Source organism: Marinobacter sp. G5_S1_61_S3 (assembly GCF_054968585.1).
In genome coordinates, this window is the sequence record NZ_JBQKUK010000019.1 from 22,878 (window position 1) to 46,787 (window position 23,910).

Genomic DNA, 23,910 nt, shown 5'->3' on the forward strand with positions numbered 1-23,910 from the left:
TACGTAATCTGGCCTTATTCAGCTGCCGATGGTTCGCACCAACATCACCGGCCCCGCCAGCGAAACACCCCAGGCAAGCACGGCAAGGAGACCATCTTTCGAGATCATCGCAAGGCCGAATGTCATCAGCGCCACGCCAGCAATACTGGCACTGAATGGCACGAGCTCCGTCGCCGGCATCACGATCGCAATCACCATGCACGCAAGCGCCATGGCGTAGAGGCCAGGACCCTTGACGAGGAAAGTGAATCTTGGGCGTATCAGGCGGTCGATCCGCCGTGCGGCCGGGCGCAGTAAATGGAGCCCCTGTACAAGCTTCTGGCGGGGAACCTGACGCCGGAGCAACAAGCTGGGCAGCCAGAACTGGGTCCGACCCAACAGAACCTGCCCCAACGTCAGCAGTGTGAGCAGGCCCAACAGGGTCGGCATTCCCGGCACGCCACTGAGGGGCGTCACCAGAATAAGGCCAACCAGAAGCACCAGCGGCCCAAAGGTCCGGCGCCCGACTGCATCCATCATTTCACCGATGGAAACGTGAGAACGACCAGCGGCCCCTGCTTCTATACGGTCCAGTAACTGTTCGATATCCGCCGGATCACCCTGGTCATCCATTCACCAGCCTCCGGAAATCTGATCGTTACTTGGTGGTGTTGTAGACGTAGGAAGACACTGTGCCATCTTCGTTGAATCGCACCACCAGGTCCGTTGTCTCGGCGTCACCGAAAGCAGACCAGCGATACTTGCCGTAGGTCCAGGTGCGCTTGCCGTCCTCGATACCGGTGCGCCAGGGCTCACCAAACATCTCCTGGATATCGGCGCGGGTGGTATCGCCGATCTCGATCTGGTCAACGTTATGGGTGGCAAAGTCCTGGCCGACCGTGGCGCAGCCGGCCATAACCAGAGTCAACGCAAGCAGGACAATGGCTGAAAGAGAAGTTACAGACTTCATGGTGTATCCCTTTAGTTGAAAACAAGAGCATTAATCATACGGGTTTCGGCAACAGGTTAAATTACAGCCCGGACAGACACAAAAAAGCCCCGGTGTCTCGCCGGGGCCTGTTGTCAACGCCTTGTCTGATCAGTAGAGCTTTGCCAGCGACTTTTTCGCGAACGGCTCGACCTCGCCAATACGGCCGTCCTTCACTTTCACCAGCCACTCGGGGTCCTGCAGCAATGCGCGGCCAACGGCGATCAATTCGAACTCGCTGTTGTTCATGCGCTCAACCAGTTCGTCGATGCCGGACTGCTCCACCGCTTCCTTCTTACTGGCGAAAGTACCGCTGATGAAGTCCTCCGTCAGGCCCACACTGCCAACGGACATGGTCGGCTTGCCAGACAGTTTCTGGGTCCAGCCTGCCAGGTTCAGGTCAGAGCCTTCGAATTCGGGCTCCCAGAAGCGGCGCGTGGAGGCGTGGAAGATATCCACACCGGCATCCACCAACGGTTTCAGAAACTGCTCCAGTTCCTCGGGTGTGTTCACCAGCTTCGCTTCGTAATCCTGCTGTTTCCATTGGGAGAAACGCAGCATGATGGGGAAGTCCGGGCCTACCCGATGGCGGACCGCTTCAACGATCTCAACCACGAAGCGCAGACGGTTCTCCATGCTGCCGCCGTATTCATCATCACGCTGGTTGGTGCCTTCCCACAGGAACTGATCCAGCAAATAACCGTGGGCGCCGTGAATCTCCACACCGTCAAAGCCCAACGCCTTCGCATCCTGAGCACCGTCCGCAAACGCCGTGATGACGTCGTCAATGTCGTCCTTGCTCATCGCCTTGCCGTTGGGTTTGCCCGGTGAAAACAGGCCGGAAGGGCTGTAACCGGGTACGGATGGGTCCGGCTCGGTGCCTTCCTTGCGTACGGCACCCACGTGCCACAACTGCGGGAAAATGGCCCCGCCAGCCTCGTGGACCGCATCAACCACATCTTTCCAGCCGGCGAGGGCTGTGTCGCCATGAAAGAACGGCACATTCGGATAACCGTTGGCGCCAGGATGATTCACTGTAGTGCCTTCGGTAATCAGCAAACCAACACCGCCTTCAGCGCGGCGGCGGTAATAGTCCACCACATCCTGGCTCGGGGCGTTGCCCGGCGAGAAATTGCGGGTCATCGGAGCCATCGCCACGCGATTGCGCAGGGTCAGGTTGTGGAGTTCAAAGGGTTCAAACAAAGGGCCAAGATTCATGCTCATGGTAGATCGCAACCTTACTAATCTGGTTTCTTTAAGCAACCATATTGAATCTGGTTTTAAAATGCAACCCTATTAGGTACACTCCGAAACATGGCCAGAAAACGTTTTGATGACTCCAATTGCTCCGTCGCCCGCGCCCTTGACGAGGTGGGTGACTGGTGGTCCCTGCTGGTAGTGCTGCACGCAATGTATGGCACCCGCCGCTTTGTGGACTTCCAGCAAGAGCTGGGTATTGCCCGCAACATTCTCTGCGACCGGTTAGCGAGGCTGGTGGACAACGAGGTATTGAAGAAGGTGGATGTGGGCGAACACGGCTCACGATTCGAGTACCGACTGACCGAAAAAGGCCGGGACCTGTTTCCGATTGTGATCGCCCTTCGCCAGTGGGGCGACAAATGGAATCCGGCGCCAGATCAAACACCGCTGGACCTGAGGGACCGCGAAACCGGGCGTGCCATTTTACCGGTTGAAGTTCAGGATGCCGACGGCAAGCCGCTGACCGTACGTGATGTGTTTGTGCCGGAAGGCGCCGACACCGGCCTCGAGAAAAAGACACCGGACGGCAAAAAGTCAGCCTGAGCCAATACCCAAAACGGGGCCCTGGGGCCCCGTTTTCTGTGGAGTAGGCAGGACTACGCGTTTTCGCGCTGGGGTGAGCGCCTTGCCTGACCACCGTTGCCATTCTGGCTACGGCCGCCACTGCGACCACCCGGCTTGCCGCCAAAACTACGGCCATTTCCGCCGGGCTTACCATTGCCACCACCGTTACCGCCGCGACCACGGGCCCGGCTGGGGTCTGCCTTGGCTTTTGGCTTCAATGGCAGGTTGTTCTGGGGCTCGAAGCCTTCAACAGACTTGCGCGGCAACTGCTTCTTGATCAGCCTCTCAATCCCGGCAAGCATCTTGCCCTCATCGGCGCTGACCAGCGACAGTGCATGGCCGCTTTCACCGGCACGACCAGTACGGCCAATGCGGTGAACGTAGTCTTCCGGCACGTTCGGCAATTCGAAGTTCACCACCTGGGGCAGCTGTTTGATGTCCAGGCCACGGGCTGCGATGTCGGTTGCGACCAGTACACGCACTTCACCCTGTTTGAAATCAGCCAGGGCGCGGGTACGAGCACCCTGTGACTTGTTGCCATGGATCGCAGCAGCGGTAATACCGTCACGCTCCAGCTTCTGGGTCAGGCGGTTGGCACCGTGTTTGGTACGGGTGAACACCAGCACCTGCTCCCAACCATTGTCTCGCACGAGCTTGCTCAGCAAGGCGGTTTTTTGGCTCTGATCAACCGGATAGACCGACTGCTTGATGCTTTCCGCAGCAGTGTTTCGGGCTGCCACTTCCACCTGCACCGGGTTATCCAGCAGGCCTTCGGCCAGGGTGCGGATTTCATTGGAGAAGGTGGCGGAGAACAACAGGTTCTGGCGCTTGGCGGGCAACAGCGCAAGAATCTTGCGGATGTCACGGATAAAGCCCATGTCCAGCATGCGGTCGGCTTCGTCCAGCACCAGGATTTCCACTTCGTTGAAGCGAACTGCATTCTGCTGATACAGGTCCATCAGACGGCCGGGTGTGGCCACCAGCACGTCCAGGCCCTTACGCAGCTTCATCATCTGCGGATTGATTTTTACGCCACCAAATACCACGGCGGACTTGGTCGGCATGTATCGGCTGTAAAGGGCCACACTGTCATGTACCTGGGCCGCCAGCTCGCGGGTAGGCGCCAGGATCAGTACACGCGGGCCTTTGCCAGTGCGGGGGTTTTCCGCCAGGCGCTGCAGCAATGGCAGGGTGAACCCTGCGGTTTTACCGGTACCCGTCTGGGCAGCCGCCATCACGTCCCTGCCGGATAAAACGGCGGGAATGGCCTTGGCCTGGATGGGTGATGGGGTTTCGTAACCCTGGTCGGCAGTGGCACGGACCAGTTGCTCGGACAAACCGAGTGAAGAAAAACTCATAGTGGATCAACTCTTGATTAGTCTGCCTCCACGAACTCCGTTCTCGGCGAATGCGGGCAGATGCCATGAAGATTCATGGAATAAAAGACGACTACGGCCACACACCGTTAACGGGGTGACGTCCTCTGACAGGTCGTATGGATGGTTCGCACGGGCTTGAAGCCTTGAATTGCGGAAATCCCTAGAGGCAGGATGCTGGGAACACTAACAGAGTGATTCGGGAATAGCTATAAGGAACTTTACCGGGCAGGGATCTTTGATGTGGTGCCCCGTCGGGGATAACCCTGCCAGGCCAGGCAGGGTTATCGGTCCGCCATCAACGATTAACGCACGCCGTCCCGGCGTAACGCAGCCGGCGTGTATTCACGGGAGCGACGCTCGGTACCATACTGGTAAGGCTCGTCTTCCTCGTTGGTCAGCCCCATCACCAGATAGCGCCCTGACAACAGGTCATACAGGGTTTCAAAGGCATAGGCCGGAATGTTGGCATCGTATATCTGCATCGCGTGCGCTTCGGCAACACGCCACAGGTTGCCACGACCATCGTAGTGATCCACCGCTGCAATCTGCCAGGTATCCTCATCAATGTAGAAGTCCCGTTTGCCGTAGACATGCCGCTCACCATCCTTGAGTGTCGCTGTTACATGCCATACCCGGTGCAGCTCATAACGCGTGAGGCCCTGGTCGACATGGCCGGGCTTTATGATGTCGTCATAGCTCAGGCTCTCGTCGGTCAGGCGATAGGAATTGTACGGAATGTACAGCTCTTTCTTGCCCTTGAGTTCCCAGTTGTAACGGTCTGGCGCGCCATTGTAGAGGTCCAGGTTGTCAGACGTGCGCTGACCATCTGCGGCGGTACCCGGCCCATCGTAGGCCACATTGGGAGCACGGCGAACACGACGCTGCCCGGAGTTGTACAACCATGCGCGGCGGGGTTCCTTAACCTGGTTGATGGTCTCGTGCACCAGCAGTACGTTGCCGGCGAGGCGTGACGGAGCGGTGATGGCCTGCTTGAAATAGAACATCACGTTGGGATCTTCGCTCGGATCGAAATCCTCCAGCGCCACCCGTTCGGTAAACGACTCGGTGAACCTGACTGGGCTGAAATCGCCGTTTGGTTGCGGTGTTACCTGTGCCACATTGCGGGTAAAGGAACCGCCGCGGTAGCGGGTGATATGGTTGAAAATCACCTCAAGACCATTTTGGGGGATCGGAAACGGGGTCGCTGTCGTGTAGTTCTTGAGACCGTTTCCGCTTTCCACCAATTCCACTTCGGTGGCATTGGCCTTGGTTTTCTCCAGCACGTCGGCAGGATAGGTCGCCGTTCTCCGAGTCTGGTAGACCGGCATAAAATAATTGTCGTACGTCTTGATCATCGCAATCTGGCCAGGCGTCAGGTTGTCCGCGTACTGGTCAACGTTGCTCTGATCGATACGAAACAGCTCTTTGTCGTTGGGAAACGGGTCCACGTATCGGCCGTCGCCCTGGTAGGCACCCGGCGCCTGAAGCAGCCCCCCGTCCCAGGCAGGAATTTCATCGCCATTACCGGACTTCTCGGCACCCATCGGCGTGAGCGTATCTCCCAGTTTGGCGGCCTCCTGGGCCGACACTCCTGCGCCGGCTGATACGGAATACAGCATTGAGCACGCTAATGCACTGTAAAGCAGGTTTTTTCGATTAATCATGGATTACTCCTCGGTTTTCAGACAATGGTTCAAAATGAATAGGACACTGAGGCCGACACGAAATCCCGGTCATTGATGACGTTGTAATCACCCCCGAAATAGTTGGTGTAACTCAGGTTGGCTTTGTAGGCGTTTTGATAGGTGGCTTCGACGGCAAGGCCCAGTGACTTGTTGCCTTCCTGGAAGTTGCCACCGGGATCTGGTGCGTAGCCCTTCACGTCGTGAGAGAAAAAGAGCCTGGGGCGCACGTTGACGCCGGCGACGGCATCCGGATAGTCCCAGACAAACAGCGTGCGATAGCCCCAGGAGAAGGATGTGGTAAACCCATCACCTCCGCAGTTGCTGGGGTTGATGTTCAAACGCGGGTCACTGTCTGTGCCCTGGCTGCAGTAATCACCGGTAAAGTTGTCACCTTCCAGCGGCACCGGCCCCACACCGTAGATGCCCGATCGTCCGTAGCGGGCTTCCGAGGTGCTGGGCAGATCGTGGATATAGGTGGCACCGACCTCACCAACAATGATGAAACGGGCGGCGCCCATTACCCGGTCAATGAAGTGAATGAATGTGGCCTGGGCCTGGGAAACGTTGTAACGGTCGTAGCCATCAACAGCCTTACCGGCATAGTTGAAATTGGGATCCTTCTCACGCTGGCGTTGCTCCAGCTTGCTCACTACCTGTCCATCCGGACCACGCTGTTGCAAGCCTCCGTAGATCAGCTCAAACGTGTTCCACTGGATGGGAAGGTTTGGCCGGAAGCTGTATTCCGCCCCCAGCGAAGTGCCCGTTGGCAGGGTGGTGTTGATACTGATGCCATAGAGATCAATGTCTTCCGGATACTCGATGAAATAGCTGGGAAACCTGGAGTTGGGCAGGTTGGGGTCGCTTTTCTGGTTTGCCGATGGGTCCGAGGGGTTGTTGACCACACCACTGATGTACGGAAGACGGCTGTGATAACGGGTGTAGTAGAACCCCAGCTCGGCCCCCAGGTCGGTCAGATACCAACGCAACGCGGCACCGAACTGATCCTTGTCCCCGGGCTCGCGATCGCCCAGGCGCGGAGACACGAATCCCTCTTCCAGCGCTTGGGAGTCAGGCACCTGGCCCGCCAGTAATACCGGGCCACAGCCATCGGCCGCCACGTCGGCGGAGGAAAAATAGGTGCCACAATCGTCAATCCTGAAGCTTTCCCAGTCGGTCTGAACAAACGCCTCCATGGTGATTTCAGGCGTCAGGCCAACCGACGTATACAACATCTCCACTGGTAACAATACGTCTTTCAGCTCCGCGCCGGGAGCACGAAACGCGGGAACATCGATCGGATTAACCGCGTTGATACCGCCCAGGATGAACGTGCTTTCCCCCCAGTTCACCACCTGACGGCCGTAACGGATCGACACCGGCGTATCTCCGAAGTACCAGTCCGTAAACACGTAGGCGTCGAGAAGATCCACACCGGAGGCGTTATCTTTGGCCTCATCATTCAATTCACGTCGCTGGCCGACCGGGTCCTTGGCGCGACGGTTATCCTTCAGTTCGTGGTCGTAATAATAAGTGCCTCGCACCAGCGCCCCGACCCGCGTCAGCGTGTCACTGTCGGGGGTGTAGTCCAGGAACAGTTCACTACGGCCACGCAGGATCTGGGAATATGGCTCGTTCTTTTCAAAGTTCAGGTTGCCGTCGTCGAAGTTGTTGGACGAGGCGCCCGTGTTACTGAATGCGAATTCCGGACCCAGGTTGCCCTGGGAGATCAGATCTTTGTCCTGATCTTCCAACCGATAGGCAATCCCCGCCGTCAGGGTCGTTGAGAGCGAGGCGTCGATCTCGTAGATGTCAAAATCGAATGCCATCGCCGGGGCAGTGGATACGATTGCGCCGATAGCCAGCGCCAGGCGTTTACGGTCTCGGTTTTTTGTTGTCATTGGTCTGTAGCTCCAGTTTTTCAGGCAAAGCTTCCCCATTGATGGAGAGAATCGCCATCGACATACACGTGTTTATCGGGAACGGGCGCTCCGGGATCTCCGAAGCGCTGGTTGTCTGGCCGTTGGGTTTCTAGATCAGGCCGCCACCAATCAGGCCACCATCACCTCCATCACCCCCACCATCTCCGCCGCCGTCCGGCTCACTGCCTGGATCGGTGTTGCCCTCGGCGGAGCAGTCCGTACCTGAGGTATCGGCATCCTTTACGACACAGGGGTTGCTGACAGAAACGGTGCCATCACTGAACAGCTCCAGCATCTGCGCGATCATCTCGTCGAAAACCGCACGTGAAGAAAAGGCATCCGCCGCTTTCTGACCGGCAGACACGGGGTTGCCATGTGACCCTTCCAGATAGCGGGTTATAGCTGGGAGGCCACTTGCCAGCGGCGTTGACTCAGCGCCCATACCCGCAGCCAGGGGATCCGTACCCGCCAGAGGTGCGCGCTCACTACTGATCACAAATCCGGTTTCCGGAACCGTGGTTTCAAGGGGCCCCATGGCGTAAAGCTGATCATCCGCGGCATTGGGAATCGTGTCGTCAGTTGGGCGCTCAGGGTCATCATCAACACCAACGATTTCAGTCAGCAACGTGTTGGTGTTCTGATAAAAGCCGGCATAGGCGACAGGGTCTGCCGAATCCAGCTGCGACTGGAACACATTGAAGTAGATGTTGAGCTCCGTACGTCCCTGCGCCAGCACGCCATCAGAGGCGGCGTCCAGCACGGGAAGAAGCTGTGGTGCCAGTGACTGCGAGTTTTCGAACAGACGTGTGAACTGACCGCCGGTGTTCAGCAGATTAGAGGCCAGAACCGGGCTGAGATTGGAGTTGCCCGCAGCACTCGCTGCATTGTTAACCGGTGGGAAGGCCGCGCCACCCATACCACTGAGCGAATGGCTCATGAAATAGACCCGGCTCGGATCAATGCTCAGGCCCTGGGCGCAATCGCCGGCGGCCTGACACGCGTTGATGGCGTCCTCGATCGCCTGCAACGAGGCGTTCACGTTAAGCAGGTCGAGGGTGCCCTGGCGCATGTTGTCACGGGTGTTGGCGTAGTTAGTGAAATTCAGGTACAGACTTCCCGATTCGGGCTCCTGCAGTTCACCCGCCGGTACCGGATTAAGATCCGCGTCAGCGGCGAAGCCAAAGTGACGCTCGACGGCGTCCGCCGAAGCACCATCCTGAGTGGTGATGGGATTAAGACCAACCACGCCCTCTCCGAAAATACCGTGCAGCGGCTGATCGATACCGATGGTGACGAAGCAGTCAAAGGTATTGCCAGGGTCTGCGCAGGACAACCCAGCGGCTGTCGCAAGAGGGAGGATCGCCGAACGGTCGGTGGTCACGGCATGCTGATAGATGATCACCGGAAAACCATTTGCCGGGGTCTGCGGGGCAATCAAGGCCTGGTTGGTGTCGGGCGCGGCGACCACAATGGGGACCGTTGTTTCACCGGACTTTTCAACAAACGGGAAACGGTAGGTCACCCGATCGGAGGGAGCCTGATCGAGCGACTCTTCGGCGCTGAAGTCCGCCGGGAGCCAACTGGCCGAGCGTACAGCTGAACCATCCGTCGCCTCCGGCACGCCCTGAAAATACGGCAGGGTAATCTCGCCCTCATAGACATGGATATTAAGAGGAGTGCCCTGAACTTCCTGAGCCAACGCCGGATTTATCTCACCACCGTCGCGCTGGTTGAACATTCTTACTGTTCGCGGCTTCGGGGCATCAATAAGGTTGTCAGCGGCGGTTGCAAGCGCCTGCGCTTCACCCTCGTTGTCGGCGACAGTATCGACGGCCATCGCTGTTGCGGCCTGCAAAGCATAGGCGACTCTGCGGTCCGCCTGATCATTGCTGACAAGGTCCTGATATTGAACGACCATGCCAGCGTCCCGGGCCTCACTGAGCAGGCCGGCGAGCTCGGCGTCGTAGAGGCGGAAATCTGTGTCCGTCAGCGTTGCATGGATTTCATCGTTGATGTTCTGCTGTTCCGCCGTCGCGGCCCCCTCCAGCGGCTGTTGAGTCAGGTTGTAGAATCCGGAGATCAACTGCTGAAGCCCTTCCTGTCGGGCAGCTATACCCAGGCTGTTGCGGAAGAACGTTACCGGGGCTGTGTTTGCCAGCAGTACGTCGTCTACCGCCGTTGTGGTGATCGTTGTGGAAAACACAACGTCATCGAACGTCTTTGAGAATCCAGCGATGGAAAACGCCTGCTTGAACTCAAAATAATCGGAGGCGAGTCGGCGGGCAGGCAGCAACGCCTCGCGGAATGGCTCGAACGCAACATTGGAAAGTACCGCTTCCGGGTCCGCCACCGACTGGTAGGTCGGAGCGCCAACGAGCGGGTCGCCGTTGGTGTCTACAATGTCGTCGGTGATGGCCAGGGCGTACCGGGTTTTCTCAGCCAGTGGCTTGACCGGCAGAATCCGGATCATATTGTTCTGGCCACCATCGATATCCAGCAGCTCAACCCGAAGTCTGTCCTCAACCAGGGCATCGAAAATTGCATCCGCTTCGGCGGTATTACCGCTTTCCTCAAGTGCCAGTGCCCGCCGGTACTGAATCGCCGATGAAATTCCGGCGACCTCTCCGGAGGTTTGACGGAGGCTATCGCCACCGGCATATTCCAGGGGAATCAGGAACACATTCTGATCCGGGTTGGGGACAACCTCGCCCTCCACGGAGACAAAGTCACGTGCATCAAGGGTCTGCTGGCTGTCCAGGCTGCCACTGATCTTGATATCAATGGGTGCCAGTACTGAATTTCCATCGAGAAATCCAATGCCCGTGGTCACTGGGTTGGCAGGATCACTGCCATTCAGCATGGTGCCGTCGTCAACCTCACTGAGATAGAAAAGGGAATCGCTTGGAATCGGGAATTGGGTGGTCAACGGGTCAAATAATGGGTGAGTTCCCCGCTCCACGGCCGGATTGGTAATGTCGTAGTCTGGGTCCGCATTCTTTGTAGTCTGGCTGCTGCTTTCAAAACAACCCGTCAGGCTGACCGACAAAATGACCATCGACATCAGTCGCGTTTGGCGCATGAACATACTTGTTTACCTCTGTACGTTTTTTTGTAGTTCGAGACTCGTCCTGTGTCTTTCGGCCTAACACGGAAGTCTAATTGCGGTGGTTCCAAAAAAATTTTCCCGAATAGACGAGAAATCGCAAAAGGAAGGGCTAACTGGTTCTTGTAGCGAGAAATTTGTCTCGAACAAAAGGCAATAATGATGGTATGTTCAGAATCTGACATCCGAACACCTACAAGAATGGCCTGAGGACGGGGCACCCGCCAAACCGTGCCAACCACAGACCGAGGGAATCAGATTGGCTTTGCTCCCATTTCGTTCGTCGTCGTCAAAGCGATTTGACCGGCTGATTCTGCCTTACATGAAAGGCATGTATATTTTCGCCTACCGCCTGACTGGCCAGAAACAGGACGCAGAGGATCTGGTGCAGGATGTCGTGGTCAAGATGTACCCCCGGCTGGACGAACTGGAAAACGTGCAGCAACCCCAGCCATGGCTCAACCGTGTGTTGTACCGGCACTTTGTTGACCTCACCCGAAAACAATCCAGCCAAAGAGAAATCAGCGTCAGTACACTGGTCGCTGCGGAGAGCCAGACCGCCTTCATAGAATCCCTCGGCGAGGCAAGCCCGGATGCGTCCGCCGGTATCGACCAAACGCGCATTGGCGAAACCGTCAAGCGGTTACTGAATACCCTGCCACCAGACCAACGAACCCTGTTATTGCTTCACGACGCGGATGGCTGGCGCCAGGAGGACATTGCAACGGTTCTGGATGTGCCTGTTGGTACGATAAAATCACGCCTGCATCGCAGCAGAGCGTTTATGCGGGAACGGTTGAAAAAACAAATGGAACCTTTCGAAAAGCAACAACGTGAAGGGTGAAGAGGTGAATGCCATGACGTGTCGTCAGTTCCATCAGGAGGTCGACAGCCTGGTTCGCGGCGATCTTCCGCTGCATGAACAGGAAGCCCTCCAAGCTCACGCATCGACGTGTGCCAGTTGCTCAGAACTTTGGGAGGATGAACAACGCCTGCAAAAAGGCATCATGGCCCAGACCGTTCCAGAGCCCGACGACGATTTCGAATCCCGCGTTCGTGCAATGGCACTCGCTGGCGAGACACCTCGGAATTCCACGTTACGCAAAACGTCACTCTGGGCTTCATCAATTGCCGCCGTGCTGGCACTCGGTATCTTCATCGGTATGCAGGTCGGCCCGGCAGATACGGGATTGCCCGAAGACATCGCAGATGCTAACGGGCAGACAGCAACAGAAACCGTTGCTGAACCCGAAAGTGGAGCGGAACTGAAAACCGTCAGGCTGGCGTTCAATTCCCGCAAGGCGATGGACAACGTCACTCTGACCCTGGAACTGCCGCCCAACGCAGAACTGGCACCCTTCCCGGGGCGCCAGACCATCAGCTGGACGGTGGATCTCAAGCAAGGCGATAACGTATTGGCGTTGCCCATCAACGTACTGTTCCCTGGTTCCGGCAAACTGGTTGCGCACCTGGACGATGGAACCCGGCGCAAAACGTTCAGCACCGCCATTCCAGGAAACACGGAGCCTTCATCATGAAAAGACATATCCATATGCGCTGGCTTGCTCCGGCCATGCTCGGCCTTCTGCTTGCTACACCGGCTCTGTCCTGGGCTCAGGACGATCTTGATGTGACCATGAGAATGGTCGCGGACGATCAAGAGCTGGACGATTCCTTTGTGCAACAACTTGAGCTTCCGGAGTCCGTGGACGCGCCCGCCGGCGCAAACGGGTTCGGTGATATGCAGACGGATTCCGGCGACTTCGCTTCCGATACCCGGGAAGACATGCTGGATATCGAGAGCACTCTCTCCGAACAGTCACGGGAGTCTCGTGACGCGCTCGGCATCGAACTGCCTGGCGAGATCATCCAAGACGAACCAGAACTGGATCTGCCGGGCATCGAAGACCCTGGACTGGACCTGCCTGGCACCGGCGATACCGATCTGGACCTGTTAAACGACAACGGCCTGAATCTGGAGGAAACCGGACAGCAGTAGATTAGATACAGACGTCACACCTGATCCCTTCAGGACTGGCGCTCGCCCGTCCAATGGCTGTTATACTCTGAGTCCGAGTTCAGACTATTCCGGAGAGAGTATTTGCGCCGTCTTCTGACCATCGCACTGGTGTTGTGTCTCGCGCTGTCAACCGCCCATGCTCAGGAGCATACGACCGAGGCTAAGACGCTCTTCCGTGCGGGTATCCAGGCGTTTAACGCCGGTGACCTGGATGAAGCTCGCCGCTTACTTGAGTCCGCCGTCTCGAAGGGGTTGAGCTCCCGCTCACTCAATTACAACCTGGGCGTTGTCTATTACAAGCTCGGGCTTTACGAGGAGGCGGAGCAAACCTTCCGGACCCTTATCCCCACCCGTCAGAAAGCGCTTGCCTACTACAACATCGGGTTGACCGCCCTGGCCCGTGAAAATCAGAACGCCGCAACAAAAGCGTTCCAGAACGTGCTTGCGTCCGATCCTGACGACAACCTGATATCGCTCGCCACCCGTCAACTTGAACGCCTCGATCCAACGATGCATGCTGCCTCACCCAGAAAACGTTGGGCTGGCCTGGTTTCCATCGGGGGTGGCTATGAAGACAACGTTGCGCTGTTCCCGGATACCGCCCCCCGAAAGCTCGACAGCGGCTTTGTGGAAACTCTGGCGGCTGCCTCCTATTACCTCTATGGCGACTCTTCGGCGGGACTGCGTTCGGACATCAAGTTCTATTCGCGTCAGTACCCTTCCGAGCACACGTTTGACCTGCAGGTGATTCAGGCGGGTGCAAAATGGGTTCAGAAAACCGCACCGGGAGTGATCAGCGTAGGCCTTGGCGGCGACTATATATGGCGGGATCGGCGATCAAGGGAACGTCGCGCTCGCCTGATGGCCGGCATAACCACCCTCGACTGCCCAGGCCCCGGCGCGCGATGCCTGGTTAGAGCAGAGGCCACCCAGATTTTTCCGTTACCTGGATTCGATGCCTATCGGGGCCAGATGTACCGGCTTGATGCCCATTACCGTCTCCGGCCGGGGAACTGGACGGCGGAACTCAAATACCGGGCTGACTACAATGACCGGGACAATCTGGATACCGGAGAGGAGTTCTTCAGTGTGTCGCCCGAGCGACATGGCCTTGATGCAGGCATTGAGTACGACCTGACTGACCAACTGAGTGTTGAAGCCGGGGCGGGCTTTCGCTTCAGTTACTATCGTACGCCACACCAACTGATTGTTCCCGAGGGCCGACAAACGATACGTCGTGAAGACAAGCGTCATACACTGTCCGTTGGCACCACGTATCGTTTCTCTCGTCGAACATCTCTCAGTCTGGATCTGGACCGTATCGACAACAACAGCAATATCGATCGCTACAGCTACGATCGCCACACCGTCACCGCCAGCCTGGCCGTCGGATTCTGATACCAACCCACGTGCACACGTGACTGCCGGGCATCAGTAAACGTTATTCCGTTGCCGCTTTTGCGAAACCGGCCAGTGCTCCCTCTATCTTTTTGATGACCTGATCACAGCCTTCAATGTCGTGACGCTGTTTCAGATACTCCGGGTCGTTATAGCCTAACCAGACCGTTCCCTCACTGTCTTCCCAGATCAGCGCTTTCTGCGGCAAATCAATCGCCACACTCTGGGCACATTGCATCAGGGGCGTCCCTACCTTCGGGTTGCCAAAAATCACCACCTCGGTTGGGCGTAGTTCCAGCCCCGCCTTGCTGGCACCCTCCGTGTGGTTAATGCGGTTCATCACCGTCATACCCTTGCTTTTAAGGGTCGAGACCAGCTTGTCCGCCGTCATCGCAACGCTGTATTTACTTTGCGTCGTTACCATTCCATCAGCCCCATCGGCACCGATCGCGGCCAGTGGCAGAATCAGCAAAGCTGCAAGAATCGGGATTCTGGTCCAGACTTTCATTACGCATCTCCTTGGAATATCGAACCACTCCAGCATAGGCCAGTTAACTCCGGCCTGCACAGGCCGCTCAAAATCAAAGTGATACGCTTCCACACAGAGTACGTAGAAACCCTTATAATTTTATAAATCCAAAAAACGAGGTCTTTATGACTCATGCGCTGAAGGGAGCCCTGCTTCCGCTCATTGCCATCATGGCTGGTTGTAGCCAGGGCGAATCTGAAACCGCATCCACCCATAAACCGGCCGAACAACTCGCGCCGCCGCAAGAGACCGGCGTACTGGAGGTGGCAACTCGCAACGGCGCCACCACCTACTATCTCGACCGCCACCAGAACCCCATTGGCCCAGAGTTCAGCCTGGTGTCACGCTTCGCCGAGAGCAAAGGCTGGACCGTCAACTGGACCATGCACGATTCAACCGCCGAGGTCTTGCAGGCGCTGGAGGCTGGCAACACGCATCTGGCGGCCGCCGGGCTGACCCACCTGCCATCACGGACAGAACGGTTCACACGCGGGCCCGCGCACACCGAAATCACCGAGCAACTGGTGTGTCATCGCGACATGCGACCCATGCCCAGAAAACCGGAAAGCATGCCTGAGGTCAGCATTGCGGTCACCGCCGATTCCAGCTACGTAGAAACTCTGAACAAGCTCGCCAGCGAACACGAAGGTATCACGTTCACCGAAGATGACAGCAGAACGACCGAAGTTCTGCTTTCTGAAGTCGCTGAGCAGGACATCGACTGCACCGTCGCTGACTCCAACATCGTTCAGGTCATGCGCCGCCACTTCCCCCACCTGGAAGTGGCCATGAACCTCACCCAGGGCAATAACCTGGGCTGGTACCTACCAGCCGGTTCCGACGATCTGGCGGGAACCACCCGGGAATGGATGAACAGCACTGACGGTGACGAAGCCATCGGCTATATCGAGAGCCGCTATTACGCGTACATCGGCGAATTCGATTTCGTCGACCTGCGCGCCCTCAACCGCCGGATAGATGAGCGACTTCCCAACTTTATTGATCGCTTCGCCGAAGCAGAAACCAAAACCGGCATGCCGGCTGACTTGCTGGCGGCGCTGTCCTATCAGGAGTCCCACTGGGACCCGGCTGCCGTATCACCCACCGGCGTTCGCGGCATTATGATGCTGACCCGGAACACCGCCGAATCCCTTGGCGTAATGGACCGTCTGGACCCCGTGGCGGCCATTGATGGCGGTGCCCGCTACCTGGCGGATCGCCATCGCCGGTTACCCGAAACCATTCCTGAGCCAGACCGCACCTTCCTTGCCCTGGCCAGTTACAACATTGGCCGTGGTCACCTGTTGGATGCCCGCCAGCTTGCGCGCGAACTGGGCAAAAACCCTGACTCCTGGGACGATATGAAAGAAGTCCTGCCGCTGAAAGCCGACAAGCGCTACTACCCGAGTACCCGCTACGGCTACGCCCGTGGCTACGAACCAGTACACTATGTACAGCGCATCCGGAACTACCGTGATGTGATCAGCTCAGCGTTTGACTAACTTCCTGACAACACGGACTTACCCATGAAACGATGGATCTCACGGCTTGCCCTGCCCCTCCTGCTGCTGTTTACCAGTCAGGCGGCGGGGCAACCGGAGCCGATCAAAGTCGGCATCACCACTGTCCCGCCCTTTGTCATGGAAACCGACAGCGGCGAATGGGAAGGCATCAGTATCGATCTGTGGCGCCAGGTTGCCGATGGCCTGAACCGGGAATACACATTCGTTCCTCTCTCCTTCAGTGATCTACTGACGCAGGTCGAAAGCGGACAAGTCGACGTGGCGGTGGGAGCTCTCACCATGACCGCCGAACGGGAAGCGGCATTCGACTTCACCCACCCCTTCTACCAGACAGGCCTGTCCATCGCAGTACCTCCGGCGCCTGAGCAGGGGCTGCTCGCCAGCCTTCGCGCGCTGATCAGTTGGCAATTTATGAGCGTGGTTATCGCCCTGGGTGGCTTGCTTCTGGCTGTGGGATTTGTGCTGTGGCTGTTTGAGCGTCGGCGCAATCCGGAGCAGTTTGGTGGCACCGCGGTACAGGGAATAGGAGCGAGCTTCTGGTGGGCGGCTGTGACAATGACCACTGTTGGTTATGGTGACAAGGCTCCGGTGTCGCTGGCGGGCCGAATGGTTGCGTTGGTGTGGATGTTTGCCGGGTTGATCATGGTGGCAAGCTTTACCGCAGCGATTACCTCATCGCTCACCGTCAGCAACCTGCAATATCATATTCAGGGCCCCGACGACCTCAACCGCGCCAACGTAGCCACCATCGCTAACACCGCCAGCGAGCAGTATCTGCAAGATCAGCGCATTCGGCACCAACTCTATCCAGACCTGACCAGCGCCATGCTCTCAGTCGCCAATGGTGAAACCGATGCCGTGGTCTACGACAGGGCCCTGCTGCAATACCGCAACCTGCAACTGGGGGACAAGAGGTTGACCCTGCTGCCCGGTATTTTCCAGCAGCAACTCTATGGGTTGGCCCTGCCGTCCGAAAGTCCATTGCGTGGGCCGGTGTCCGAGCAGATTCTTGAGGTCACGGAATCATCAGGCTGGAAGGACATTGTCCGGCGCTACCTGGGCCGCGAGTAATCCTGAAAACAGCCCGAGGCATCAATAGACCTTGGCACACCCCTCGGGCCGGGTTTTGAAGCGCTTGTGCAGCCATAGGTACTGGTCTGGCTGTTCACGAACGGTGTCTTCGATGTAGCGACTCCAGGTTTCCGTATCGCTCTGTTTGCAGACACCAAATCCCTCCTGGATTGGCGAGAATATCACCCGGTAACGACCATCAGGCATCCGCAGATGGCTCACACAGATGACTGAGGCACCGGACACTCGAGCAATGTAGCTGGGTGAGGTAATACACCCGGCCTCGGTGCCAAAAAACGGCACAAACAGCTCGGTTTTCTTGCCAAAGTCCTGATCGCAGGCAAACCAGACTTCCCCGCCTTTTTTGAGGAACGACACCAACGGCCTCAACTCACGCTTGGTGAACGGGCGGATACCGAAGTGACGCCGGCGACCGTTTTCAATCATCCGGTCAATCACCGGATTATTGTTGGGGCGGTACATATACCCCGGTTTCTTCAGGTGACAGGCAATCAGCGGAAGCGCAAAGTCGAAAATACTGTAGTGCCCGCCGATTAACAGCACACCTTTACCTCTGGCCTGGGCTTCTCGCAGGTGCTCCAGCCCCTGAACCTCGGCGCCCTCGCAAAAGCCCGACATATCCCGCCACCAGGCGTGAATACTTTCCAGGAAACCACGGGTACAGGCCACAAAGTTATCCCGCACCAATCGCTCACGAGCGGCGTCATCAAGCTCCGGAAAACAGGTCGCAATATTGGTATTGGCCACCTTGGCCCGTGACGTCAGCTTGCCTTCCAGAAAACAGCCCAGCCGCCGGCCAAAACGCTGCTTGGCCGACATTGGCAGCAGGGCAAGCAGATAAAGCGTGAAGACCAGAAGCCACGAAGGCCAGAGAACCGGATGCCACAACGGCATATTCTTCTTATTTTTACGGCCGGACATACATCATTGCCTGTTCAAAAACGGGCAATGAGACTGCCATATTTTGCGGCAGATTTGTAGTTGCATTCATCAATGATCGAGCTGTGTCACACCTTCAAGAGCCAAACAGCGCTGAACGCAACGGCCTCATGAAACCGCGTTTTGGTTTGGTTTGCTGAACCGGCCGGCGACCATCGAACTCCAGGTAACCATCCTCGATAGGCTCAAACCTGAGAGTTTTCACATCCTCCAGATAGTTCTGGCTGACCTTCCAGGGGCCATGGGTTCCCTGCCTTGGCAACTTGTCGTCAGCCCGACGGATATAACCGGAATCCAGGCCGCCCATCATGGTGTCTCCGGCGCGACTGTCGCCGGTGTCACGGGGTATACAGACGCTCTGCCCCTTGCTGTCCATATGATTGAACAGGCGGCACAGGTATTCAGCCGCGATATCGGCTTTCAGGGTCCAGGAGATGTTGGTGTACCCGAAAATCATACCGGCGTTGGGTACGCCCTCCACCATTACGTTCTTGTAGATCACCTTGTCCCGCAGCGTGACCGGATGACCATCCACCACCAGGTCCATGCCACCCAGCATCTGGATATCCAGCCCAGTCGCCGGAATGATGATGTCGGCCTCCAGTTCCTTGCCGGATTTCAGCAGAATACCGTTTTTGGTAAAGCGTTCGATATGGTCCGTCTCCACCGATGCCTTGCCCGCCTTGATAGACTCAAACAGATCACCGTCCTTCACCACACACAGGCGCTGATCCCAGGGGTTGTAGCTGGGTGAGAAATGGCGCATATCGACCTTGCCATCCAGTTGCCGGCGTACCATGGCCAGGAACAACCGCCGCATGGCCTTGGGGTTCTTGCGGGAACGATTGAACAGCAGCCGTGCAATGCTGACGTTACGGGCACGGGTCAGCCGATAGGCGACATTGGCGGGCAGAACCTTCTGAAGGCCCAGCGCCACGGCGTCCCGGGATGGCAGCGGCATCAGATAGGTGGGCGAACGCTGCAACATGGTTATGTGAGCGGTTTCCTCCGCCATCGTTGGCACCAGGGTGATGGCCGTGGCACCACTGCCAATCACCACCACACGTTTGCCGGTATAGTCCAGGTCCTCAGGCCAGTGCTGCGGATGCACAATCTGGCCGCCAAAATCGGCCTCGCCAGGGAAGTCGGGCTTATAGCCGGCATCGTAGTTGTAATACCCTGTGCAGCCCACCAGAAAGCTGGCGGTAAAGGTAACGGTTTCGCCGGTGGCTTCCTTGCGGGCCGTCAGTGTCCAGCACTTGTCTGTGCCTGACCACTCAGCGGAAACAACCGCCAGGCCATACTGGATATGCTGTTCAACGTTGTTTTCCCTGGCGGTATCGTGAACGTACTGCTTGATCGACGGGCCATCCGCCAACACCTTGCCCCCGGTCCAGGGGCGGAAGTTGTAGCCAAAGGTGTACATGTCGGAATCGGAACGGATACCCGGGTAGCGGAACAGATCCCAGGTGCCTCCAAGGGACTCACGGCGCTCAATGATGGTGAAAGACTTACCCGGGCACTCTCGTTTGAGGTGACAGGCCATGCCAATGCCGGAAACGCCGGCGCCGACAATCAGTACGTCTACATGTTGTTCGCTCATAACCACCCTGTCGGCATCTGCCGTTGTTTTATCAACATTTCAGCGCGGATCACACGCCAACAGGATGAGAATAGCCCAGGAGGGAAAACGCCGAAATTGGCCCCATGCGATGAATTCGGCGCCGTTTCGGTCAGTTCTGTCAGCTCGTTTGAGCCTGTTGCAGTCTGCCTCAGTCCGGGCGCGGCACGTTGAGAATGTCGCCTAGCGTGCCGTATTCGCTGCCCCCCAAACGTGAAATCGGGTCGATGCCCTTGGCATCAATAATGTAACGCCCCTGATCGTTAATGCTGGCAACCTGATCATCCACAAACACCTTCTTGATGTTGCCAAACACCAGCGACTGCGGCGTGTCACCCATTTCAATGACCTCTCGCAACTCGCAGTAAAACGCCACCAGGCACCCCTCGACCCGGGGCATCGGCCAGCCTTCTTCCTGCACCAACTTCATATCCAGTCGGTCCAGTTCAGACTGGCCGTGGTCCAGATGGCGGGACGACTCCGTCATGGCTTGAGCCTGGCTGCGGCTCCCAATGTGCACCACAAACTGCTTACGAGCCTCAATATTCACCCGCGTGTCCTTGAAGCTACCATCGCTGGGCTTCTTGCCCACAGACACCATCAGGATTGGCGGCTTACCGGTGACCACGGTAAAGAACGAATACGGCGCCAGGTTGTAGTCATCCCCCGGATTCTGCGACAACACCCACGCCACCGGCCGCGGGATGACGGTCTGGGTCAGGATTGGGTGGATGTGCTGTGCCTCGATCGACTCAAGGTCTATAAGCATTCGTGTTTCCTTCATGCAGTGAAAAGCAGGGAAAGGGGCCTACCGAATGAGCAATGTATTAGGCATGAGCCTCTCAAAGTGACACGCCGCGCTGGATAGCGCGAAACTCACAGCCGTGGCCAAGAATACACACCAATGATGCGCAGATGAATGAGATCACTGGTATTTGAGGGCAGCACTTGGGAAGCCTATAAAAGGATGCGAGAGATCTCAAGCCCTTCCCAGCGCCTGGTTCTTAGAATTATTTGTCGCGGCCATCAACTGACCCGTCAGGCCACCTCGGCCGACACCTGAAATTGCCCAGTCAGTCTTTGCAGCTTGGTGGCTGAGGCTTGGGTGCGCTCGGAGCTGAGCATCAACTGCTCGACAACCCCATTCATGATGGCTGCACTTTCAGCCACACCCGCCGTTTGGCTACTTTGTTGATGATTGGTGTCCTCAATGCCCGAAATGGCTCGGAACAGCTTTTCCACCATGTCGTGCAGCGCCGAGTTATCGTCCGCTGCGGCCTCAACCTTGCGAAGTCGCTCCTCCATCTCCGACATGCCACCCTCCATCGTCACCACAGCCCGACGGGTTTCCTCCTGCACATTGTCCAACCGCTCGCCAATGTCTTTGGTGGCCTGGGCGGTTCGGCTCGCCAGCTGTCGGACCTCATCGGCAACCACAGCAAAGCCCCTGCCAGATTCTCCCGCACGGGCGGCCTCGATGGCGGCGTTCAGCGCCAGAAGATTGGTCTGAGCCGCGATGTCATTGATCACCAGCGCTGTCTTGCTGATTTCCTCTGTGCGATCGTTGGCCGCCCGAATACATTCCGCCGAACGATTGATAACGTCCCGAATACTCTGGGTTTCCTTGCTAACCAGGGCAAACTGCTCCCGCGCCCGCTCCACCACATCCTCCATTCCCGAGCGCATTTCCTGCGCCGTGGTAGAAGCATTTTTGATCTCGTTCTCCTGTTCAGTGGCACCACGCACCATATCTTCGATGTGCGTCAGTACTTCACGAATCCGCTCGTCGGCCAGTTGGTTCTGGTTCATCAATTGATCGCTGGCCTGGCGGGAGTCCGCAGCCAGGGAAAGCACCTGACCAACCATGCCATCAAGGCTGTCGATGAAACTGTTAATCCAGCGGGCCAGATCCCCGGTCTCGTCCCGACGCATACGGGACAGGTCCATACGCTGGCGCAGGTTGCCTCCCCCTTCTGCAATGTTTCTGATCACATCCGCCATAGTGCCCAACTTTTCCGAGAGAGGTTTAGCCGAAGATGCCCGAAACAGCATCACCGTGACCAAGGCGGCCAATGCATTCACGGTGCCTTCCAACCATAGGGGAACGCCACTCCAGGCGAGCCCAAAATTGATAGACCAGAGCAGCCCCATGAAGATGGTCAGGCGCGCTGTCAGGCTCCAGGAGATAGAACGCCGACGGTAGACCTCTTCGAGATCTCCCTCGCACATCATGCCCCACCGATCCGGTGAGCCAGGCATCTGAACCGTCACGCCCTTGCCGATTACTGGAATATGGCGATAATCCGAGTAGCCCGGGTACTTCACGTAGAGATTCTCGCCCCTGGCGATGGTTTCCCGAACACCGGGATGCAGTTGCCCCGTGGCGGGGTCGGTGAAGCGAATTTCGAATTCGGTGTGTTCACGTACACCCACCGTGCCGAACCCCGTGCGAATGCCATCTTTCAGGTTGTCACCGTGGCTGAACGTGGCGTCTTCGAAGCGGGACCGTGAAAGCGCAGTCCCGGTCAGGATGGTGTTGTCGAACTTGCTGTCAATCATGAACAGGTAGTTGTCACCCGATTCCTCAAACACGTGCCCTGCTTCGCGCTGAATAAGGTCGCTCATCACGTCATTGGGAATACGTGCACAGATGGCCGCCTGACGCCCCTCTTTCAACGTCACGGGCTGGTAGAACATCAGAGTCACGGCATCATGGAAGCGAGAGGTCGTAGCCCCGAGAGCCAGGGTAACAGGGTCCTTGTGGGGGCCATGGAGAAAACGCGACCGGACCCCGGCCTCAACCGCTTTCTGGGGAAGGTCCCGTTTTCCGCGGCGCCCCGTTGCGGAGGACTCCAGCACGGCACCGTCCGCGTTCACCACGAAGAGTTCAGAGATCTCCCGGAGTCTGCCGGACGAGGCCTGGAGCAACTCCCTGACGCCCTCATCAGCCTGCCCGTCAAGCCGGGCTGCCAGTGTTTCTAGAAAGGACCACTTGTTATCCGCCCAGGCAATCAGAGCATCACGCCGTGTTCGGGCGATACTCTCGAAAATCTGTTCATTGGTGTCATACATATTCCTGTTCAGAAAACAGGACCAGCCCATGGCAAGCTTGCCCGTTGCGCCCCAAACCGGTAACCAGCTTCGCTCTGCACCGGTCAGTTTCATAGTTTCGCTTTTCAGGGTCATTTACGCCTCCTCCAATCCGTACACCAGGACCGCAAGGCACAATGCCGGTGCAGCCAATCCGGAACACAAGGGCTTGTAGCAAGGTTCAGGCCGAATCAACCTGATGGCGCTAGGAAACCAATTATTCCGCTGAATGCCTGGACTCGGAAGATAGAGTTGGAAATGGGAAAATCACAGAATTGCGCCCTGCGAACGCACGACGATCAATCACAGGACAAGGCATGCACCGTTTTGGGGCGCTGAACGGCGGCCACACATTCTAGGCCAAGGGGTCGCCGGCGTTCGTAGTCCGCTGGGTTGAACGGCTATAAAAAAGCCCCCGAAGTGGGGGCAAACACGTGACAGTGACTGTCGGTTTGGCACAGCCTTAGTGGCTGATCATCCAAGGCCGCATGGAGGGGAACATTTTCTTCCCGTCAGCGGTATAGAACAGCATCGACTTTCCGGGTTTTGGCAAGCCACAGCCGCAACTGCGGCCGTGCTCAGGGTCCTGCTCCCGGCGATCGGCGGTGGAGAACACCGGTTCGTGGCGGGACTTTTCGTTTCGGTCCTGGGCAGTGCGCCTGGCAGGGTCCATGTTTGCGATTTCCGGGGGTAGCACAATCACTCGTGGCGAAAGCACCTGGCAAGTGGGACATGCCATCGGTTTTGCGCTGTCTTCCATCGTTGCCAGAGTGTGGAACAAACCGTGTTCCCGGCATTTGTAGTCGTATACGGGCATGGTG

At 57.4% G+C, this 23,910-nt stretch carries 20 protein-coding genes; 7 read left to right on the forward strand and 13 right to left on the reverse strand.

Features of this window, described 5'->3' with window-relative positions; genetic code table 11:
• Window positions 1-18: 18 nt before the first annotated feature.
• The 3 genes from ACTRWH_RS17540 to ACTRWH_RS17550 form a co-directional block, all read right to left on the reverse strand.
• Window positions 19-612, reverse strand: coding sequence for an exopolysaccharide biosynthesis protein (locus ACTRWH_RS17540; protein WP_075194639.1), 594 nt, complete (start codon window positions 610-612; stop codon window positions 19-21).
• Window positions 613-637: 25 nt separating this feature from the next.
• Window positions 638-949, reverse strand: a complete 312-nt coding sequence (gene bamE, locus ACTRWH_RS17545; RefSeq protein ID WP_041332932.1) for an outer membrane protein assembly factor BamE domain-containing protein — start codon at window positions 947-949, stop codon at window positions 638-640.
• A gap of 129 nt (window positions 950-1,078) precedes the next feature.
• Entirely contained in the window at window positions 1,079-2,191 is a 1,113-nt protein-coding gene (locus tag ACTRWH_RS17550) for an NADH:flavin oxidoreductase (protein WP_041332930.1), read from the reverse strand.
• 90 nt (window positions 2,192-2,281) lie between these two features.
• Here ACTRWH_RS17550 and ACTRWH_RS17555 point away from each other — a divergent pair, with 90 nt between their 5' ends.
• Window positions 2,282-2,770, forward strand: a complete 489-nt coding sequence (locus ACTRWH_RS17555; protein WP_462826688.1) for a winged helix-turn-helix transcriptional regulator — start codon at window positions 2,282-2,284, stop codon at window positions 2,768-2,770.
• A 53-nt stretch (window positions 2,771-2,823) separates the two neighbouring features.
• On the opposite strand, the gene ACTRWH_RS17560 is transcribed toward ACTRWH_RS17555, so the two are convergent.
• From ACTRWH_RS17560 to ACTRWH_RS17575, 4 genes are all read right to left on the reverse strand, one after another.
• Window positions 2,824-4,149 carry a DEAD/DEAH box helicase gene (locus tag ACTRWH_RS17560; RefSeq protein ID WP_036211594.1) on the reverse strand — a complete coding sequence of 442 codons (1,326 nt, stop codon included), beginning with the start codon at window positions 4,147-4,149 and terminating at the stop codon, window positions 2,824-2,826.
• Between the two features lie 323 nt (window positions 4,150-4,472).
• Window positions 4,473-5,834, reverse strand: a complete 1,362-nt coding sequence (locus ACTRWH_RS17565; protein ID WP_136633164.1) for a DUF1329 domain-containing protein — start codon at window positions 5,832-5,834, stop codon at window positions 4,473-4,475.
• A gap of 29 nt (window positions 5,835-5,863) precedes the next feature.
• Window positions 5,864-7,753: a DUF1302 family protein gene (locus tag ACTRWH_RS17570; protein ID WP_462826689.1), complete on the reverse strand. Its 1,890-nt coding sequence runs from the start codon at window positions 7,751-7,753 to the stop codon at window positions 5,864-5,866.
• 130 nt (window positions 7,754-7,883) lie between these two features.
• Window positions 7,884-10,859 carry a hypothetical protein gene (locus ACTRWH_RS17575; RefSeq protein ID WP_462826690.1) on the reverse strand — a complete coding sequence of 992 codons (2,976 nt, stop codon included), beginning with the start codon at window positions 10,857-10,859 and terminating at the stop codon, window positions 7,884-7,886.
• A gap of 283 nt (window positions 10,860-11,142) precedes the next feature.
• Between ACTRWH_RS17575 and ACTRWH_RS17580 the strand changes: the two genes are divergently transcribed.
• The 4 genes from ACTRWH_RS17580 (at window position 11,143) to ACTRWH_RS17595 (ending at window position 14,295) form a co-directional block, all read left to right on the forward strand.
• Entirely contained in the window at window positions 11,143-11,721 is a 579-nt protein-coding gene (locus ACTRWH_RS17580; RefSeq protein ID WP_075194718.1) for an RNA polymerase sigma factor, read from the forward strand.
• A 13-nt stretch (window positions 11,722-11,734) separates the two neighbouring features.
• The gene (locus tag ACTRWH_RS17585) at window positions 11,735-12,415 is read left to right on the forward strand and encodes an anti-sigma factor family protein (RefSeq protein WP_136633576.1); all 681 of its coding nucleotides are present in this window, start codon (window positions 11,735-11,737) and stop codon (window positions 12,413-12,415) included.
• Window positions 12,412-12,876 carry a hypothetical protein gene (locus ACTRWH_RS17590; RefSeq protein WP_136633575.1) on the forward strand — a complete coding sequence of 155 codons (465 nt, stop codon included), beginning with the start codon at window positions 12,412-12,414 and terminating at the stop codon, window positions 12,874-12,876. The genes ACTRWH_RS17585 and ACTRWH_RS17590 overlap by 4 nt, the downstream gene beginning before the upstream one ends.
• Window positions 12,877-12,978: 102 nt before the next feature.
• Complete coding sequence (locus ACTRWH_RS17595; RefSeq protein ID WP_136633574.1) at window positions 12,979-14,295, forward strand: tetratricopeptide repeat protein; 1,317 nt, start codon at window positions 12,979-12,981, stop codon at window positions 14,293-14,295.
• A gap of 43 nt (window positions 14,296-14,338) precedes the next feature.
• On the opposite strand, the gene ACTRWH_RS17600 is transcribed toward ACTRWH_RS17595, so the two are convergent.
• The gene (locus tag ACTRWH_RS17600) at window positions 14,339-14,803 is read right to left on the reverse strand and encodes a DUF302 domain-containing protein (RefSeq protein ID WP_136633573.1); all 465 of its coding nucleotides are present in this window, start codon (window positions 14,801-14,803) and stop codon (window positions 14,339-14,341) included.
• Between the two features lie 146 nt (window positions 14,804-14,949).
• Here ACTRWH_RS17600 and mltF point away from each other — a divergent pair, with 146 nt between their 5' ends.
• Together mltF and ACTRWH_RS17610 are read left to right on the forward strand one after the other, a co-directional pair.
• The gene (gene mltF, locus ACTRWH_RS17605; protein ID WP_428397018.1) at window positions 14,950-16,326 is read left to right on the forward strand and encodes a membrane-bound lytic murein transglycosylase MltF; all 1,377 of its coding nucleotides are present in this window, start codon (window positions 14,950-14,952) and stop codon (window positions 16,324-16,326) included.
• Between the two features lie 24 nt (window positions 16,327-16,350).
• Window positions 16,351-17,418 (forward strand): transporter substrate-binding domain-containing protein, encoded by a 1,068-nt coding sequence (locus tag ACTRWH_RS17610; RefSeq protein WP_136633571.1) that lies wholly within the window; start codon window positions 16,351-16,353, stop codon window positions 17,416-17,418.
• Window positions 17,419-17,439: 21 nt separating this feature from the next.
• Here ACTRWH_RS17610 and ACTRWH_RS17615 read toward each other — a convergent pair whose 3' ends face one another.
• From ACTRWH_RS17615 to ACTRWH_RS17635, 5 genes are all read right to left on the reverse strand, one after another.
• Window positions 17,440-18,360, reverse strand: coding sequence for a lysophospholipid acyltransferase family protein (locus tag ACTRWH_RS17615; RefSeq protein WP_036211605.1), 921 nt, complete (start codon window positions 18,358-18,360; stop codon window positions 17,440-17,442).
• 94 nt (window positions 18,361-18,454) lie between these two features.
• Window positions 18,455-19,981, reverse strand: a complete 1,527-nt coding sequence (locus tag ACTRWH_RS17620) for a flavin-containing monooxygenase (protein WP_136633013.1) — start codon at window positions 19,979-19,981, stop codon at window positions 18,455-18,457.
• A 169-nt stretch (window positions 19,982-20,150) separates the two neighbouring features.
• On the reverse strand, window positions 20,151-20,768 hold the full coding sequence (locus ACTRWH_RS17625) for a flavin reductase family protein (protein WP_136633012.1): 618 nt from the start codon (window positions 20,766-20,768) through the stop codon (window positions 20,151-20,153).
• Window positions 20,769-21,037: 269 nt separating this feature from the next.
• On the reverse strand, window positions 21,038-23,185 hold the full coding sequence (locus ACTRWH_RS17630) for a methyl-accepting chemotaxis protein (protein ID WP_127401974.1): 2,148 nt from the start codon (window positions 23,183-23,185) through the stop codon (window positions 21,038-21,040).
• A 367-nt stretch (window positions 23,186-23,552) separates the two neighbouring features.
• A complete protein-coding gene (locus ACTRWH_RS17635; protein ID WP_127401975.1) occupies window positions 23,553-23,906 on the reverse strand; it encodes a zinc ribbon domain-containing protein in 354 nt (117 codons plus the stop codon).
• Between the last annotated feature and the right edge of the window lie 4 nt (window positions 23,907-23,910).

Bases quoted from the DNA above. Each gene is read 5' to 3' on its own strand.
- ACTRWH_RS17590 (WP_136633575.1), top strand. From the start codon at position 12,412: ATGAAAAGACATATCCATATGCGCTGGCTTGCTCCGGCCATGCTCGGC.
- ACTRWH_RS17575 (WP_462826690.1), bottom strand. From the start codon at position 10,859: ATGTTCATGCGCCAAACGCGACTGATGTCGATGGTCATTTTGTCGGTC.
- ACTRWH_RS17560 (WP_036211594.1), bottom strand. From the start codon at position 4,149: ATGAGTTTTTCTTCACTCGGTTTGTCCGAGCAACTGGTCCGTGCCACT.
- ACTRWH_RS17555 (WP_462826688.1), top strand. From the start codon at position 2,282: ATGGCCAGAAAACGTTTTGATGACTCCAATTGCTCCGTCGCCCGCGCC.
- ACTRWH_RS17585 (WP_136633576.1), top strand. From the start codon at position 11,735: ATGACGTGTCGTCAGTTCCATCAGGAGGTCGACAGCCTGGTTCGCGGC.
- ACTRWH_RS17635 (WP_127401975.1), bottom strand. From the start codon at position 23,906: ATGCCCGTATACGACTACAAATGCCGGGAACACGGTTTGTTCCACACT.
- ACTRWH_RS17610 (WP_136633571.1), top strand. From the start codon at position 16,351: ATGAAACGATGGATCTCACGGCTTGCCCTGCCCCTCCTGCTGCTGTTT.
- ACTRWH_RS17620 (WP_136633013.1), bottom strand. From the start codon at position 19,981: ATGAGCGAACAACATGTAGACGTACTGATTGTCGGCGCCGGCGTTTCC.
- ACTRWH_RS17570 (WP_462826689.1), bottom strand. From the start codon at position 7,753: ATGACAACAAAAAACCGAGACCGTAAACGCCTGGCGCTGGCTATCGGC.
- bamE (WP_041332932.1), bottom strand. From the start codon at position 949: ATGAAGTCTGTAACTTCTCTTTCAGCCATTGTCCTGCTTGCGTTGACT.
- ACTRWH_RS17630 (WP_127401974.1), bottom strand. From the start codon at position 23,185: ATGACCCTGAAAAGCGAAACTATGAAACTGACCGGTGCAGAGCGAAGC.
- mltF (WP_428397018.1), top strand. From the start codon at position 14,950: ATGACTCATGCGCTGAAGGGAGCCCTGCTTCCGCTCATTGCCATCATG.
- ACTRWH_RS17540 (WP_075194639.1), bottom strand. From the start codon at position 612: ATGGATGACCAGGGTGATCCGGCGGATATCGAACAGTTACTGGACCGT.
- ACTRWH_RS17565 (WP_136633164.1), bottom strand. From the start codon at position 5,834: ATGATTAATCGAAAAAACCTGCTTTACAGTGCATTAGCGTGCTCAATG.
- ACTRWH_RS17625 (WP_136633012.1), bottom strand. From the start codon at position 20,768: ATGCTTATAGACCTTGAGTCGATCGAGGCACAGCACATCCACCCAATC.
- ACTRWH_RS17600 (WP_136633573.1), bottom strand. From the start codon at position 14,803: ATGAAAGTCTGGACCAGAATCCCGATTCTTGCAGCTTTGCTGATTCTG.
- ACTRWH_RS17615 (WP_036211605.1), bottom strand. From the start codon at position 18,360: ATGTCCGGCCGTAAAAATAAGAAGAATATGCCGTTGTGGCATCCGGTT.
- ACTRWH_RS17550 (WP_041332930.1), bottom strand. From the start codon at position 2,191: ATGAGCATGAATCTTGGCCCTTTGTTTGAACCCTTTGAACTCCACAAC.